Consider the following 15,602-nt stretch of genomic DNA (forward strand, 5'->3'; position numbering starts at 1 on the left):
CTGTTCACCCGTCCTTGGACCGGGTGAACAGCTCCAGGTGCGAGCAGTCCTCGCATCGATATGCGTCGACCAGCCAGTGCGTTCGGCCGGTCCGTATCGCGCCCCAGGAGCCGATTTCCAGCGGACCCTCGACCCAGCGGGCATGGCCGCGTGAACTGTCGCCGGAGTCCTCGATATAGCCGGGCTTCAGGCCCTGGCCGCCGCAGTGGGTACAGTGCATCGCCGTCATCAATTGATGATGCCTGGGTGGTCAGAGCCCCTGGCAGTATTCGCGCAATGCGGAAAGGTGTTGTCCCGCAGTTGTCCTGGCGGCGGCGAGGTCGGCGTGGGCCGGGACCGGTGTCAGCACCTCGAGATAGCACTTGAGTTTCGGCTCGGTGCCGGACGGGCGGACCACGATGCGCGAGGTGCTGCCTTCGAAAACGAGTGCGTCGGTGCGCATCCGGCCGCGCACCTGGAGCAGGTCGGCGTACTTGACCGGCTCGCCCGCGATATCGTCCGGCGGGTCCGCGCGCAGCCGGGCCACCACGGCCGCGGCGGCCGCCGCCGAATCCAGCCGCAGCGACACCTGATCGGTGCTGTGCAGGCCGAATTCGACCGCGTAATCATCGAGTTGGTCGGTCAGGGTGCGGCCCGCCGACTTCAGGCGAGCCACGAGATCGGCGGCGAGTACGGCAGCCGAGATGCCGTCCTTGTCGCGGACCGTGGCCGGATCGACGCAGTGCCCGATCGCCTCCTCGTAGGCGTAGACCAGGCCATCACCGGCCCGGGCCAGCCATTTGAAGCCGGTCAGGGTCTCCGCGTAGCGGGCGCCGCGGGCCGGGGCGAGCTTGGACAGCAGCCGCGACGACACGATCGTGGTCGCCACCAGCGCGTCCCGCGGTGCGGTGCGCAGCACGCAGTCGCCGAGCAGCACGCCGGTCTCGTCACCGCGCAGCATTCGCCAGGTGTTGTCCGGCAACGGAATTCCCACCGCGCAGCGGTCGGCGTCGGGGTCGACGGCGATCGCCAAATCCGCGCCGATCCGGGTGGCCAGGGCGAGCAGCAGGTCGGTCGCGCCGGGCTCCTCCGGGTTCGGGAACGCGACGGTGGGGAAGTCCGGGTCGGGTTCGAACTGCTCCTCGACGACGTGCACGTCGGTGAATCCCGCAGCGGCGAGCGCCTTTACGACCAAGTCGCCGCCGACGCCGTGCAGCGGCGTCAGTGCGATTCGGATCGCGGCACGCGCACCCGCGCCACCGATCACCGAGGGCAGTGACGACACCCGGTTCAGATACCGCTGCACGATGTCGTCGTCCACCGGTTCGACCGGAGTACGGGCGATGGGCTCGGTGACCGCATCGATGCAACGCTCGATCTCGGTGTCGGCCGGAGCGAGCAGCTGCGAGCCGCCGTCGAGATAGACCTTGTAGCCGTTGTCGGCGGCCGGATTGTGCGAGGCCGTGATCTGTACGCCCGCGACGGCGCCGAGCTCACGAACCGCGTACGCGACCACCGGCGTCGGCAGCGGCCTGGGCAGCAATGTCACCGGAAAGCCCGCCGCGGCAAAGATTTCCGCCGTCGCGGTGGCGAATTCCGCGGACCCGTGCCGCGCGTCGCGCCCGACGATCACCGCGCCACCACCGAGGCAGCGTCCACGCAACCACTCGACGATTCCGGCGGTGGCCCTCGTCACCGTCGTCACATTCATGCCGTCCGGACCGTCCTGCAGTGGTCCACGCAGACCGGCGGTGCCGAAGCGCAGCATCTACACCCGTTCCAGCACGCCGCGCAGCAGCTTGCCCAATCGCGGTGCGGCGGCCTGGCCTTCGGCGAGCACCTCGGCGTGCGAGAGATGCCCACCGGTGACGCCTGCGGCCAGGTTGGTGACCAGCGAGATGCCGAGCACCCTGGCACCGAGCGCGCGGCAGGCGATGGCCTCCAGCACGGTCGACATGCCGACCAGGTCGGCGCCCATGGTGCGCAGCATCCGGATCTCGGCCGGGGTCTCGTACTGCGGCCCGGTCAGGCCCGCGTACACGCCCTCGGTCAGGCTCGGGTCGATTTCCGTTGCCAGGGCCCGTAATTCGGGATCCCAGGCGTCGACGAGGTCGACGAAGGTGGCCCCGGTCAGCGGGGTGCGGCCGGTGAGATTCAGGTGATCGTTGATCAGTACCGGCTCGCCGACCCGCAGCCCCTCGCGGATACCGCCCGCGGCGTTGGTGAGCAGCACGATCTCGACGCCCGCCGCGACGGCCGCGGTGACCGCATGCACCACATCGGCGGGTTGATAGCCCTCGTACAGGTGCTGGCGGCCCATCAACAGCAGCGTGGGCGTCGCACCGACGGTGACCGAGTGGACCATGCCACCGTGCCCCTGCGCGCTCGGTTTCCCGAACCCGGGCAGCTCCGCCATCGGCACCGACGCGACCGGCGTGCCGATCTCCGCGGCCGCCTCCTGCCAGCCCGAGCCGAGCACCACCGCAACCCGGTGACGCGGCACTCCAGTACGTTCGGCGATCGCCTCGGCGGCCTGTTCGGCAAGCATGGAGATCACTGTATTGGATTGCCGCGCTTGCGGCGCCGAGTGTGCGCGGCCTTCGGGTGCGCGTGGCGGAGCGGTCGACGCGTGCGCCGGTGGGCAGCGAACCACGCCGGAACGATCCGAGCGTGCTGGTTGCGAGACGTGCGCATGGTGGCTACGTGCCAGGTAGGCGCCTCGGCGCAGGAATGCTACCCACGAGTAGGGGAGTCGCCGCGCGCCGGATATTCTGCACCCATGCCGTATCTGGAACGTGATGGTGATGTCTTCGTCGTCTACCTCGGGAACGAGGGACAGACCGATAGCGAGAACCGCTTCCACCCCGACTGGATCGATGAATTCCACGGTGTGCTCGACAAGGTCGAGGACTCCGAGGGCCCGGCCGCGCTGGTCACCGTGGCGACCGGCAAGTTCTACAGCAACGGTCTCGACACCGACTGGCTGTTCGGCAACCTGGGCAAATCGCACGGCTACCTGGACCGCGTGCACTCGCTCTACACCCGGCTGCTGCAGTTCCCGATGCCGACGATCGCCGCGATCAACGGTCACGCCTTCGGGGCGGGCGCCATGCTGGCCACCTCGCACGACTTCCGGGTGATGCGCGCCGACCGCGGCTTCTACTGCCTGCCCGAGGTGCACCTCGGCATGCCGTTCACCGTCGGGATGAACGCCCTGCTCACCGAGCGGCTGTCCAATCAGGTCTGCGTGCAGGCGATGACCACCGGCTACCGCTACCCGGCCGACGAGGCGATCGCCGCGGGCATCGTCGACGGCAAGGCCGACGCGGAGTCGTTGCTGGCGACCGCGGTAGCCAGGGCCGCGGCATTGGCGAGCAATCGCAAGCCGAATCTGCCGGTGATCAAGCGCGCGCTGCACGCCAACGCGCTGGCCGGCCTCGCCGTGCCGACCACGCCGGAGAACCTCGTTTTCGCGACGGGATAACGCTCCGGCTGTCCGGTCGGCACACGCTGCGGCTCCACCGAACACAACGCTCTGAACTGCGATAATGCCCGGGGAACGCGGCCCACTGTGATCGGCCGGACAGATATAGGGGTGCGTTCGGTTTGCGGCCGAGTGCAACACTGTGTTCCATGCCACCACCGCGCAGCGGGCACCAGGAATCGCGCAGCGACTATGACGTCGCGCGCACCGATGCCATGCAGCAGTCGGACACGGCGATCAAAGCCGTCGTCGACCAGCTGATCGATCTTTCGCACTCGATTCACGCCGAGCCGGAGCTCGCGTTCGAGGAGACCCGAAGCGTCGCCAAGATCATCGCGCCGCTCGCCGAGCGCGGCTTCGAGGTCGCCACCGGCGTCGCCGAACTGCCGACCGCGTTTCGCGCGAGCTTCGGCAGCGGCCCGCTCACCGTCGGCATCTGCGCGGAGTACGACGCGCTGCCCGGGATGGGACATGCCTGCGGGCACAACATCATTGCGGCGTCGGCGGTCGGCGCCGCGCTCGGCCTCGCCGAGGTCGCCGACGCGCTCGGCCTCACCGTGCTGGTGCTCGGCACACCCGCCGAGGAGAGCGGCGGCGGCAAGGTGCTGATGCTGGAGCACGGCGTGTTCGACGACGTGGCGATGGCGATGATGGTGCATCCCGGCCCGTTCGACATCGTCGGCGCGCGTTCGCTGGCGATGGCCGACCTGTCCATCGTGTTCCACGGCCGCGAGGCGCACGCCAGCGCGGCGCCGGAACTGGGTCGCAACGCGGGCGACGCGGTCACCGTCACCCAGGTAGCTCTCGGCTTGCTGCGCCAGCATCTCCAGCCTGGCCAGCAACTTCACGGTATAGTCGGCGATGGTGGCGTGGCCCCCAACATCGTGCCCGGACGTGCGGAACTGCTGTATTACCTACGCGCAGTCGACTCCGCATCTCTCGACAATCTGATGCGACGAGCGTCGGCGTGTTTCGAGGCGGGTGCCCTTGCGACCGGCTGCACCCAGGAAATCCGGACTGTCGCGCCGACATATACCGAGCTGACACCCGATCCGGCGTTACTGTTTGCCTACCGCGAGCAGATAACCGGTTTGGGACGAGTGCCGATCGCACCCGAGCTCGAGGCACAGCGGCCGCTCGGAAGCACGGACATGGGCAACGTCACCAACGTCATTCCGGGCATCCACCCGGTCATCGGCATTGATGCCGGTGGCGCGGTGACGCACCAGCCCGGCTTCGCCGCGGCGAGCGTCAACGCTTCGGCGGATCGTGCGGTTGTCGATGGTGCGCTCGCACTCGCGCGTACCGCGATCGCCGCTGCCAGCGATGAAGAACAAAGAGACAGGTTGTTGCAACGGCTCGTTCAACGACAGGAGGATATTCGGTGAGCACTACCGGCCGTTCGGCGGAACGGGCGACGGGAATGGATGCGGGTGCGTGTGCACTCGCGGAAGACCTGGCGGACATCGTATTGCCGAACACCGTAGGAACAGGTTTGGGATCAGTAGAAGGTTGGCTGGCTGAGCACGGGTCAGACCTCGTGCAGTGGCGTCGACACATCCACGCCAACCCGGAACTTTCCCGCACCGAGTTCGCCACCACCGAATTCATCTCGTCCTGGCTTATCAAGGCGGGTTTAACGCCGCAGCCGCTGCCCGGTGGCACCGGCCTGATCTGCGACATCGGGCCAGAGGGCCCGCGCATCGGCCTGCGGGCCGACATGGACGCGCTCCCCCTGCAGGAGTTCACCGGTCTGAGTTTCGCCTCCACCGTGCCCGGCGTCTCGCACGCCTGCGGGCACGATGCGCACACCACGATTCTGCTCGGCGCCGCGCTCGCGCTGGCCGAGGTGCCCGAGCTGCCGGTCGGCGTGCGACTGGTGTTCCAGCCCGCCGAGGAGGTTATGCCGGGCGGCGCGATCGACGTGGTCGCCACCGGCGCGATGGAGGGTGTGGAGCGGATCTTCGCGCTGCACTGCGATCCGCGACTGGAGGTCGGCCGGGTCGGCATTCGGGTCGGCGCGATCACCTCGGCCGCCGACACCGTCGAACTGGTGCTGGATTCGCCGGGCGGGCACACCTCGCGCCCGCATCTCACCAGCGATCTGGTCTACGCCATCGGCACCGTGATCACCGGCCTGCCCGGTCTGCTCAGCCGCCGCATCGACCCGCGCACCAGCACGGTAATGGTGTGGGGTGCGGTCAGTGCAGGCAAGGCGCCCAACGCGATTCCGCAGACCGGCATGCTCACCGGCACCGTCCGCACCGGCGATCACGCGACCTGGTCGCTGCTGGAGCCGATGGTGCGCGAGATCGTCGACGGCCTGCTCGCCCCGACCGGCGTGCGCTACCAGCTGAACTACCGTCGCGGCGTGCCGCCGGTGGTCAACGACGAACAGTCCACCCGGATGTTCGAGGACGCGATCCGCAAGATCGGCCCGGACGCGCTGGCCGACACCATGCAATCCGGTGGCGGCGAAGACTTCTCGTGGTATCTGGAGGAGGTGCCGGGCGCGATGGCGCGCCTCGGCGTCTGGTCCGGGCACGGCGAGCAGCTGGATCTGCACCAGCCGACCTTCGACCTCGACGAGCGGGCGCTCGCGGTGGGCGTGCGGGTGCTGACCAATATCGTGCTGCACGCCTAACCCGCTACGCCGCATACTGATTCGAACAACGACGTGGTCGACCCTCGGGTCGGCCACGTCGTTCGTTTGTCAGCCGAAGTTGCCGGGGCCAACGTTGCGGCTGTTGCGCGTCCGCAGCGAATGCACGTAATCCTCGGGCGCACCGGCCTTTTCGGCCGCGTCCGCGATGACCCCGATGTAGCGGGCCGAGGGCAGGCCGCCCTCGTACGCGTCGAGCACATACAGCCAGGACAGCGTGGGATCGGCGCCGCTCTCACTGCGGGTGACGCGCAGCCGGATCTTCTTGTGGATGCCGAAGTCCGAACCCTCCCAGCGGTCCAGCCGCTGCTCGTCTTCGGGCGACACGTCGTAGAGCACGACGAAAACTCGGGAGCCCGGCTCCTCGACCACCGTCGCCAGCGGCCCCTCCCAGCCGATGTCGTCGCCGGCGAAGGTGAGCCGCCAGCCCTCCAACCAGCCCGTTCCGGACATGGGCGAGTGCGGACAGCGCTCGAGCATCTGGGTTGAGTCCATGTTGGACCCATAGGCGGCGTAGATCGGCACCACAGAAGGGTAGCCAATAACATCCGGGGATCGACTCTATCCCGGCCAGATGCGGCATTCCGGTGGCGCGTTCCGGGCGCGGCGACCGGGTAGAACCCGCATCGCGTAGCGATTCCGTGGGGGGAGGTGGCCGGGCGGCGGGTGGGCCTGCCTCGCCCGATAACGTTGACAGGTACCGGAGATCCCGGTGCGCAACCAGAAGCGGAGGTATCAATGACCCGCATAGCGATCATCGGTGGCGGACCGGCCGGTTACGAGGCGGCGCTGGTGGCAGCCCAGCACGGTGCGTCGGTGACGCTGATCGATAGCGACGGCATCGGCGGGGCTTGTGTCCTCTGGGATTGTGTCCCTTCGAAGACGTTCATCGCCTCTACCGGCGTGCGCACCGACCTGCGCCGCGCCCGCGATCTCGGCATCACCCTCGACCCGAACCAGGCGACGGTGCAACTGTCCGAGGTGAACGGCCGCGTCAAGGCGCTCGCGTTGGCCCAGTCCTCCGACATCCGGTCCAAGTTGCAGACCGTCGGCGTGACCGTGCTGGCCGGTCGCGCGGAGCTGACCGACGCGTCGACCGGGCTGGCCGCGCATCAGATCCTGGCCAAGCTGGCCGATGGCACCGAGCAGACCATCGAGGCCGAGGTTGTGTTGATCGCCACTGGGGCGAGCCCGCGCGTGTTGCCGGGCGCCGAGCCGGACGGCGAGCGGATCCTGAACTGGCGTCAGCTCTATGACTTGGCAGAACTGCCAGAGACGTTGGTAGTCGTCGGTTCCGGTGTCACGGGTGCCGAATTCGTCTCCGCATACACCGAAATGGGTGTGCGGGTGCGGCTGGTCTCCAGCCGCGACCGGGTGCTGCCCGGCGAGGACGCCGACGCGGCCCTGGTGCTGGAGGACGCGCTCGCCGAACGCGGTGTCGAGCTGGTGAAGCACGCGCGCGCCGACGCGGTGGAGCGCACCGCCGAGGGCGTGGTGGTCAAGCTGTCCGACGGCCGGACCGTCGCCGGATCGCACGCGCTGATGACCGTCGGTTCTACCCCCAATACCGAGGGGCTCGGCCTGGAGCGGGTCGGCATCGAACTCGATCGCGGCGGCTATCTGCGGGTCGACCGGGTCTCGCGGACCTCGGTGCCCGGTATCTACGCGGCGGGCGACTGCACCGGCCTGCTGCCGCTGGCCTCGGTGGCCGCGATGCAGGGCCGCATCGCGATGTACCACGCGCTGGGCGAGGGCGTCAGCCCGATCCGGCTGAAGACGGTGGCGTCCGCGGTGTTCACCCGTCCGGAGATCGCCACGGTCGGCGTGAGTCAGACCTCGATCGACAACGGCGAGACGCCGGCCCGCACGGTGATGCTGCCGCTGAACACCAACCCGCGAGCCAAGATGCTCGGCCTGCGCAGGGGTTTCGTGAAGATCTTCTGCCGCCCCGCCACCGGCGTGGTGATCGGCGGTGTGGTGGTGGCGCCGATCGCGTCCGAGCTGATCTTGCCGATCGCCCTTGCGGTGCAGAACAACCTGACCGTCAACGATCTCGCGCAGACCTTCTCGGTGTATCCGTCGCTGACCGGATCGGTGACCGAGGCGGCCCGTCAGCTGATGCGGCACGACGACCTGGACTGATCTCGCAGCCGGGGTGCGGTGGCGACCAAGATTGACACGTCAGCTGAGGTGATTCGCCGACCTGGGTTGAATGGTCTTGCGGTTCAGCGCCGTTCGTGCAGCCTGAAGTTTTGATTCACATTGCTCATCAGGTCTACATATGGTTCACTTCCCGCAGAGATGCGATCGGCGGGCGGTCGCGTGGTTCGGTGTTCGGGGGGATGGCTCTTTTCCCAGTCGAAACGTCGAATGACCTTCGCGTCGTTCGACGACCGGGCGTCTCGTCAGAGATAACTGAGTGTGACTGAACTCCAGGTCACACCCGGGAAAGGGAAACGAAAAGTGAAACATCGTAAGCCGAGTCGGGCGCAGCGAGCGATGGCGAGCACCTCGTTGCCACTGGCTGCCGCGGCCGCCGTGGCCTCTCTCTTGGCAGCGCCGGCGGGGGCCGCTCCTACCGATCCGAGCATTCCACCCACCACCGCGCCGCCGAGCCCAGCTCAGGTGCAGCCGGGGACGAACGAGGCACCGCCGAGTCCGGAAACCGCCAAGCCGGATCCGAACAAGCCTGCCAATCCGCAGACGCCGACCCAGCCTGGCGTGACCACGCCGGGTCAGCCCGGCGTCAATACGCCGGACCCGGTCATGCCGAATCCGAACAAGGATCCGAAGCTGGCCCAGCCGACGCAGCCGGGTGTCACCACCCCGCGTGTCGCGCCGCTGCCGGTGCCGGGTCAGTCGGATCAGCCACAGCCCGCGGTCGTGCCGAATACGCCGCCGGGGGACCAGAAGCCGGCCCAGCCGGGTACCGCCACCCCGCAGCAGCCGGGTACGCCGGGCCCGCAGACCACCCCGAAGGCTCCGGGCGACGAGAACGCGCAGGCCCAGCAGCCGGAGACGCTGGTCCAGCCGCCGCAGCAGCAGCCGCGCTGGCAGTCCCCGCAGCTGCAGGCCGCGCCGCCCGCCCCGGTCGTCGAGATGACCGGTCCGCACCAGGAGATCGGTGCGAACATCGACGGCGGCTCGCTGCTGCCGGGTTACGTGGCCAACACGCACCACTTCAACAACGAGTCGGGTTACGTCGGCACCATCGGGTACCGCACCCCGGCCGGTGCCGGTGAGGCCGGTGTGTCGGTCGAATACGTCGACGCCAACACCGTCAAGGTCACCACCTACACCGGTGGCGTCGGCCTCGCCGACAACAAGACGATCTCCGTTTTCGACACCACCCAGGCCAACCTGGCCAAGGCGGCCGTCGAGGACTGGATCAAGGAGCAGCCGGGCGGTGCCGCGGCACTCGAAGCGGCCGCGCAGGTTAAACTTCCGCTGCAGCCGGGCGATCTCGCTCCGCAAACGGCCGACGTGGGTGGTGTCACCACCCAGTGGGGTGGTTCACTCCAGTACTGAGACTGACTGGGGCTGATCTGACGGGTGGGGCGGTCGTTCGCGACCGCCCCACACGTGTGTCTTGGGGAAAGGATTGGGTGTGACCTCCGAGGGTGATCCGACGGAGAAGGAATCCGACGACCAGTCCGCGTCGGATTTCGGACCCCCGGTGGGCGAATTCGGCCCGCCTGTCTCAGAATTCGGACCTCCCGTCTCGGAATTCGGTCCGCCGGTCGCGGAATTCGGCCCGCCGATGGGCGATACCGGCCCGCACTGGCAGGTGACCGAGCAGACGGGCGAGCATCCCGAGCTGGTCTGGCGGCCCGCCGATGCGGGGACGACCCCACCGCCGCCCCCGCAGTACCGGGCGCCGGACTCGACCTCGTTCCCCGAGCCGCGGCCGACTCCGCCGCCGGTTCCGCCGAGAGTGCCGCCCGTCGATCGGGAGCAGGCCGCGGATCCGGACAAGGACTCGTGGTGGACCCGCCCGACCGACACGGGCAGCGTGCCGAAGCCGCCGCCGCTGACCTCGCCGAGCCTGTCCTGGTCGGATGATCCGATCGCGAAGATGCTGGCGCCGACCACCCCGGCCGCCCCGCCGCCCCCGCCGAAGAAATCCGGCGGGCACACTGGTCGCAACGTGCTCGCCGGCATCCTGGCGGTGGTCATCCTGGTCGGGCTGACGGTGACCGTCCTCATGGTGTCCAAGGGCAACGGCAGCGACAACCCGGCCCCGCCCGCCGCGAGCAGCAGTGCGGATAAGAGCTGCCCGGCCGACAAGACCGGCAAGGTGACCATCGGCAACGGCAACGGCGACACCACCAGTGGGGCCAACACGATCCTGGGTTTCCAGTACGCCTTCTACGTCGAGCGCAGCGGTGAGCGGGCCCGGCGCTTCGTCGCACCCGACGCGGAGAACGTGTCGCCGGCCGATGTCATCCAGCACGGCATCGACAACGAGGTTCCGACCGGCACCAAGCACTGCCTGCGGATCGCCGAGGTGGCCGCCGACACGTTCAACGTGGACCTGACGCAGCGCAAGCCGGACGGCACGGAGACCGTCTATCACCAGATCATCACCACCGTGGTCCGGGACGGAAAGGTGCTCGTCTACTCGATCAAGCCGAGGGATCTGTAACCGTTCTCAGTATTTGGGAATGATGTTTCATATATTGGTCGGCGATATGCGAAAGTAGACTTTCGCATATCGAACGGCGTCCGTTCGGAGGTTTCCATGTCGCCGACCATCCCACCGCTCGCGGCCAAGCTCGACGGGCTGCAGAGCTCGGCGATCCGTGACCTGCTGAAGCTCACCACGCGCGCCGAGATCATCGGCCTGGCCGGCGGGTTGCCCGATGCCGAGCTGATGCCGCGCGAGCGGATCGCCGCCGCGGCGGACGCGGCACTGAGCAGCGCAGGCTGCCTGCAATACACCGAGTCGCCCGGCTGGCGGCCGCTGCGCGCGGTGCTCACCGAGCGCGAATCGGCTCGGCTCGGCCGGACGGTGGATATCGACGAGGTCTTCGTGACACATGGCTCGCAGCAGGCGCTTTCGCTGCTTGCCGAGGTGTTGCTCGATCCCGGTGCGCTGGTCGTCGTCGAGGATCCGGCGTATGTCGGTGCGCTGCAGGTCTTTCGGGCCGCCGGTGCGCGGATCGTCGCGGTGCCGCTGGATGCCGAGGGCATGCGCACCGATGTGCTCGCGGATCTGCTGGCTCGCGGGGAACGCCCGGCTGTGGTGCACACGGTGAGCAACTTCCACAATCCGGGCGGCGTGACGATGAGTCCGCAACGCCGCGCCCACCTCGCCGAACTCGCTGACGCGCACGGCTTCTGGGTGATCGAGGACGATCCGTACGGCGAGCTGTGGTTCGACACCCCCGCGCCCGCGCCGGTGGCAACCTACTCCCGCAACGTGATTCGGCTGTCGAGCGCCTCCAAGATCCTGGCGCCCTCGCTGCGCGTCGGGTGGATGGTCGCACCGGACCCGGTGTGCCGCGCGGTGGAACTGCTGAAACAGGGTGCGGACCTTTGTGGTTCGGCATTGACCCATCAGATCGCCGCCGACCTGCTCGCCGACGAAGCCTGGCTGACCGCACACGTCGACAACGTCCGCACCGTCTACGGCGCCCGCGCCAAGTCCCTGGTGCACGCGGTGCGTACCCGATTCGGCGACCGCGTGCAGTGCACCGACGCGACCGGCGGCATGTTCGTCTGGGCCGATTTCACCGACGGAACCGACACGCAGGCCCTGCTACCTCGGGCCCTCGAGGCCGGTGTCGCCTACGTTCCCGGCTCCGCGTTCGCCGTCGACGGCGGCTACCGCAACTCGATGCGCATGTGCTTCACGACCTCTGACGCCGACACCCTGGCCGAGGCCGTGCAGCGCTTGGCCCGCGCCGCCGAATAGCCGATCCCCACAAGGCTGTACCGGTGTGGGGTCAGTCGGCCCAGTTGTAGGTGCGTTCGACGGCTTTGTTCCACGCCTGCAGATGTTCGTCGCGATCCTCGGCGGACATCGTTGGCTCCCAGGTCTTGTCGGCGGCCCAGTTCTCCCGGATGTCGTCGGTGCCGGACCAGTAGTCGACCGCGAGGCCCGCGGCGTAGGCGGCGCCGAGCGCGGTGGTCTCGTTGACAACCGGGCGCACCACGGGCACGTCGAGGATGTCGGACTGGAACTGCATGAGCAGGTCGTTGCCGACCATGCCGCCGTCCACCTTCAGGGTGGTCAATTCCAGGTCGAGGTGCTCGGATTCGGCGTCGGCGCGCATCGCGTCGACCACCTCGCGGGTCTGAAAAGCGGTGGACTCCAAGATGGCTCGCGCCAGATGGGCCTTGTTCACGAACCGGGTGAGCCCGGCGATGACGCCGCGCGCGTCCGGCCGCCAGCGCGGCGCGAACAGTCCGGAGAACGCGGGCACGAAGTAGGCGCCGCCGTTGTCCTCGACGCTGCGGGCCAGCGGCTCGATCTCGTCCGCCGAGGAGATGATGCCCAGGTTGTCCCGGAACCATTGCACCAGTGAGCCGGTCACCGCGATCGAGCCTTCCAGCGCGTACACGGCGGGCTCGTCGCCGAGCTGATAGCAGACGGTGGTGAGCAGCCCGTGCTTGCTGACCACGGGCGTGGTGCCGGTATTGAGCAGCATGAAATTGCCGGTGCCGTAAGTGTTCTTGGCCTCACCGGGGATCAGGCAGGCCTGGCCGAAGGTGGCGGCCTGCTGGTCGCCGAGGATGCCCGCGACCGGGATCCCTTTCAGCGGACCGGAGGTGATCTCCGCGTAAACCTCGGAGGAGCTACGGATTTCGGGCAGCAGCGACTCCGGCACCCCGAACTCCGCGCAGATCTCCGAATCCCATTGCCGGGTATTCAGATCCATCAGCATGGTGCGCGAGGCGTTGGTGACGTCGGTGATGTGCTCACCGGTCAGGTTCCACAGCACCCAGCTGTCCATGGTGCCGAAACACAGCTCGCCCGCCTCGGCCCGCTTGCGCGCACCGTCGACGTTGTCCAGGATCCAGCGCAGCTTCGGCCCGGCGAAGTAGGTGGACAGCGGCAGGCCGGTGCGCTCCTGGTAGCGGGTCGGCCCGATCTCGCCGCCGAGCTCGGTGGTGAGCCGGTCGGTGCGGGTGTCCTGCCAGACGATGGCGTGGTGAATCGGCTTGCCGCTGGCGCGATCCCACACCACCGTGGTCTCGCGCTGGTTGGTGACACCGACCGCCGCGATGTCGTCGCTGCTGAGCTTGTTCTGCTTCAGCACCTCACCGAGCACGAATTCGGTGTTTTTCCAGATGGTTTCGGCGTCGTGCTCGACCCAGCCCCGGCGTGGAAAGATCTGTTCGTGTTCCCGCTGGGCCACGCCGACGACGCGTCCCTGCCGATCGAAGATGATGCAGCGACTCGAAGTCGTGCCCTGGTCGATGGCGGCCACATAGCGACGCATTCGTGCAGGTTACTAAACAGACGGCGCGCTGTGTCCGATTGTGGCGTTCGCGGGTCCTGTCGCGGATCACATCGCCGTCCGCGCGCCGCTGGATTAGGGTCGGGTAGTGGTTACCGACGGGTAGTGCTGGACGACACGAGCGACGCCGTGATCGAAGAGATCCGCGGCCACTGGCATAGCCTGTAGCAAGAGCAGCTCGATCGAATGCCCGAATAAGACCACTACGTCGTCGACACGCGGCTGGAGGAGTCGAGCATGACCAAGAAACCGGAATCCCAGTTCCTCGGTCCGGAGCAGCGCCGGGCGGCCTGGGAGCGGTTCGGCAAGGATCACTTCGATGTGGTCGTCATCGGCGGCGGCGTGGTCGGCTCGGGTATCGCGCTCGACGCGGCCACCCGCGGGCTGAAGGTCGCGCTGGTCGAGGCCCGTGACCTCGCCTCCGGCACGTCGAGCCGGTCGTCGAAGATGTTCCACGGCGGCCTGCGCTATCTGGAGCAGCTGGAGTTCGGCCTGGTCCGCGAGGCGCTGAAGGAGCGCGAGCTCGCGATGTCCGCGCTGGCGCCGCACCTGGTGAAACCGCTGCGCTTCCTCTACCCGCTCACCCACCGCGCGTGGGAGCGCCCGTATGTCGCGGCCGGGCTGATGCTCTACGACACCATGGGTGGCGCCAAATCCGTTCCCGGCCAACGGCATCTGTCCCGGATGGGCGCGCTGCGGCTGGCCCCCGGCCTGAAGCGCAGCGCGCTGATCGGCGGCATCAGCTACTACGACACGGTCGTCGACGACGCCAGGCACACCATGACGGTCGCCCGCACCGCCGCGCACTATGGCGCGGTGATCCGCACCTCCACTCAGGTGGTCGGCTTCCTGCGCGAGGCGGACCGGGTGGTCGGCGTGCAGGTGCGCGACAGCGAGGACGGCCGCACCGCCGACATCCGCGCGCACGTGGTGATCAACTCGACCGGCGTGTGGACCGACGAGGTGCAGGCACTGGCCCACCAGCGCGGCCGCTTCCACGTCCGGGCCTCGAAGGGCGTGCACATCGTGGTGCCGCGCGATCGCATCGTCAGCGATGCGGCGATCATCCTGCGCACGCCGACCTCGGTGCTGTTCGTCATCCCGTGGGGCACCCACTGGATCATCGGCACCACCGACACCGACTGGAACCTCGACCTCGCGCACCCGGCGGCCACCAAGGCCGACATCGACTATCTGCTGGACCGGGTCAACGACGTGCTGGTCACCCCGCTCACCCACGACGACATCGACGGCGTCTACGCGGGCCTGCGGCCGCTGCTGGCGGGAGAGAGCGACGAGACCTCCAAGCTGTCCCGCGAACACGCCGTCGCCAGGGTTGCGCCGGGCCTGGTCAGCATCGCGGGCGGCAAGTACACCACCTATCGCGTAATGGCCTACGACGCCGTCGACGAAGCGGCGCAAGACATTCCGGCCCGCGTTTCGCCGTCGATCACCGAGAAGGTGCCGCTGCTCGGCGCCGACGGCTACTTCGCGCTGGTCAATCAGACGGTGCAGCTGGCCGAGGCGTACAGCGTGCACCCGTACCGGATCAAGCACCTGCTCGACCGCTACGGCGCGCTGATCGACGAGGTGATGGCGATGGCGGACGGCAAACCCGAACTGCTGCAACCCATTACCGAGGCGCCGTCGTACCTGCAGGTGGAGGCGGTATATGCGGCCGCCGCCGAGGGCGCGCTGCACCTGGACGACATCCTGGCCCGCCGCACCCGCATCTCCATCGAATACCCGGACCGCGGTGCCGACTGCGCCGAGGAAGTGGCCAAGCTGGTTGCGCCGGTCCTCGGCTGGGACGACGCCGAAATCGAGCGTGAGGTAACGACTTACCGCGCCCGCGTCGAGGCGGAGATCCGTTCGCAGACCCAACCCGACGACGACTCCGCCGACGCGCTGCGCATCGCGGCGCCCGAACCTCGTCCCGAGATTCTGGAGCCGGTGCCGGTGGACGGCGTGGTGAACAAGGAAGTGCGCCAGGCGAACCGGTAGTTCCGGA

Annotated in this window: 13 protein-coding genes; 8 read left to right on the top strand and 5 right to left on the bottom strand. The window is 68.3% G+C overall.

Annotated features, from left to right (window positions below):
- Positions 1 to 4 precede the first annotated feature (4 nt).
- The 3 genes from ACIBK2_RS10140 to ACIBK2_RS10150 are packed head-to-tail and all read right to left on the bottom strand — an operon-like array spanning position 5 to position 2,527.
- Positions 5 to 229 (bottom strand): hypothetical protein, encoded by a 225-nt coding sequence (locus ACIBK2_RS10140; protein WP_396965601.1) that lies wholly within the window; start codon positions 227 to 229, stop codon positions 5 to 7.
- 21 nt (positions 230 to 250) lie between these two features.
- Entirely contained in the window at positions 251 to 1,747 is a 1,497-nt protein-coding gene (locus ACIBK2_RS10145; protein ID WP_396965602.1) for a phospho-sugar mutase, read from the bottom strand.
- Positions 1,748 to 2,527 carry a purine-nucleoside phosphorylase gene (locus ACIBK2_RS10150; RefSeq protein WP_396965604.1) on the bottom strand — a complete coding sequence of 260 codons (780 nt, stop codon included), beginning with the start codon at positions 2,525 to 2,527 and terminating at the stop codon, positions 1,748 to 1,750. It lies immediately after the preceding gene.
- 231 nt (positions 2,528 to 2,758) lie between these two features.
- Between ACIBK2_RS10150 and ACIBK2_RS10155 the strand changes: the two genes are divergently transcribed.
- The 3 genes from ACIBK2_RS10155 (at position 2,759) to ACIBK2_RS10165 (ending at position 6,107) form a co-directional block, all read left to right on the top strand.
- Positions 2,759 to 3,463, top strand: coding sequence for an enoyl-CoA hydratase-related protein (locus ACIBK2_RS10155; protein WP_357386568.1), 705 nt, complete (start codon positions 2,759 to 2,761; stop codon positions 3,461 to 3,463).
- 215 nt (positions 3,464 to 3,678) lie between these two features.
- Positions 3,679 to 4,851: a M20 family metallopeptidase gene (locus ACIBK2_RS10160; RefSeq protein ID WP_396965913.1), complete on the top strand. Its 1,173-nt coding sequence runs from the start codon at positions 3,679 to 3,681 to the stop codon at positions 4,849 to 4,851.
- A complete protein-coding gene (locus ACIBK2_RS10165) occupies positions 4,848 to 6,107 on the top strand; it encodes a M20 family metallopeptidase (protein ID WP_396965606.1) in 1,260 nt (419 codons plus the stop codon). Before ACIBK2_RS10160 ends, ACIBK2_RS10165 begins: the two co-directional genes overlap by 4 nt.
- 69 nt (positions 6,108 to 6,176) lie before the next feature.
- Here the strand turns inward: ACIBK2_RS10165 and ACIBK2_RS10170 are convergent, their stop codons facing one another.
- On the bottom strand, positions 6,177 to 6,650 hold the full coding sequence (locus tag ACIBK2_RS10170; RefSeq protein ID WP_150404309.1) for a gamma-glutamylcyclotransferase: 474 nt from the start codon (positions 6,648 to 6,650) through the stop codon (positions 6,177 to 6,179).
- A gap of 213 nt (positions 6,651 to 6,863) precedes the next feature.
- Between ACIBK2_RS10170 and ACIBK2_RS10175 the strand changes: the two genes are divergently transcribed.
- From ACIBK2_RS10175 to ACIBK2_RS10190, 4 genes are all read left to right on the top strand, one after another.
- Entirely contained in the window at positions 6,864 to 8,267 is a 1,404-nt protein-coding gene (locus ACIBK2_RS10175; protein WP_379286482.1) for an NAD(P)H-quinone dehydrogenase, read from the top strand.
- Between the two features lie 321 nt (positions 8,268 to 8,588).
- Complete coding sequence (locus ACIBK2_RS10180; protein WP_396965609.1) at positions 8,589 to 9,653, top strand: hypothetical protein; 1,065 nt, start codon at positions 8,589 to 8,591, stop codon at positions 9,651 to 9,653.
- A gap of 79 nt (positions 9,654 to 9,732) precedes the next feature.
- Positions 9,733 to 10,770 (top strand): hypothetical protein, encoded by a 1,038-nt coding sequence (locus ACIBK2_RS10185; RefSeq protein ID WP_396965611.1) that lies wholly within the window; start codon positions 9,733 to 9,735, stop codon positions 10,768 to 10,770.
- A gap of 96 nt (positions 10,771 to 10,866) precedes the next feature.
- Entirely contained in the window at positions 10,867 to 12,042 is a 1,176-nt protein-coding gene (locus tag ACIBK2_RS10190; RefSeq protein ID WP_396965613.1) for a PLP-dependent aminotransferase family protein, read from the top strand.
- 31 nt (positions 12,043 to 12,073) lie between these two features.
- On the opposite strand, the gene glpK is transcribed toward ACIBK2_RS10190, so the two are convergent.
- Positions 12,074 to 13,573, bottom strand: coding sequence for a glycerol kinase GlpK (glpK, locus tag ACIBK2_RS10195; RefSeq protein ID WP_396965615.1), 1,500 nt, complete (start codon positions 13,571 to 13,573; stop codon positions 12,074 to 12,076).
- Between the two features lie 255 nt (positions 13,574 to 13,828).
- On the opposite strand from glpK, the gene glpD reads away from it, so the two are divergent.
- The gene (gene glpD / locus ACIBK2_RS10200; protein ID WP_396965617.1) at positions 13,829 to 15,595 is read left to right on the top strand and encodes a glycerol-3-phosphate dehydrogenase; all 1,767 of its coding nucleotides are present in this window, start codon (positions 13,829 to 13,831) and stop codon (positions 15,593 to 15,595) included.
- Positions 15,596 to 15,602 lie beyond the last annotated feature (7 nt).

This window comes from Nocardia sp. NPDC050175 (assembly GCF_044459885.1).
Taxonomy (GTDB): Bacteria; Actinomycetota; Actinomycetes; order Mycobacteriales; family Mycobacteriaceae; genus Nocardia.

Bases quoted from the DNA above. Each gene is read 5' to 3' on its own strand.
- glpK (WP_396965615.1), bottom strand. From the start codon at position 13,573: ATGCGTCGCTATGTGGCCGCCATCGACCAGGGCACGACTTCGAGTCGC.
- ACIBK2_RS10145 (WP_396965602.1), bottom strand. From the start codon at position 1,747: ATGCTGCGCTTCGGCACCGCCGGTCTGCGTGGACCACTGCAGGACGGT.
- ACIBK2_RS10190 (WP_396965613.1), top strand. From the start codon at position 10,867: ATGTCGCCGACCATCCCACCGCTCGCGGCCAAGCTCGACGGGCTGCAG.
- ACIBK2_RS10175 (WP_379286482.1), top strand. From the start codon at position 6,864: ATGACCCGCATAGCGATCATCGGTGGCGGACCGGCCGGTTACGAGGCG.
- glpD (WP_396965617.1), top strand. From the start codon at position 13,829: ATGACCAAGAAACCGGAATCCCAGTTCCTCGGTCCGGAGCAGCGCCGG.
- ACIBK2_RS10155 (WP_357386568.1), top strand. From the start codon at position 2,759: ATGCCGTATCTGGAACGTGATGGTGATGTCTTCGTCGTCTACCTCGGG.
- ACIBK2_RS10160 (WP_396965913.1), top strand. From the start codon at position 3,679: ATGCAGCAGTCGGACACGGCGATCAAAGCCGTCGTCGACCAGCTGATC.
- ACIBK2_RS10140 (WP_396965601.1), bottom strand. From the start codon at position 229: ATGACGGCGATGCACTGTACCCACTGCGGCGGCCAGGGCCTGAAGCCC.
- ACIBK2_RS10150 (WP_396965604.1), bottom strand. From the start codon at position 2,527: ATGCTTGCCGAACAGGCCGCCGAGGCGATCGCCGAACGTACTGGAGTG.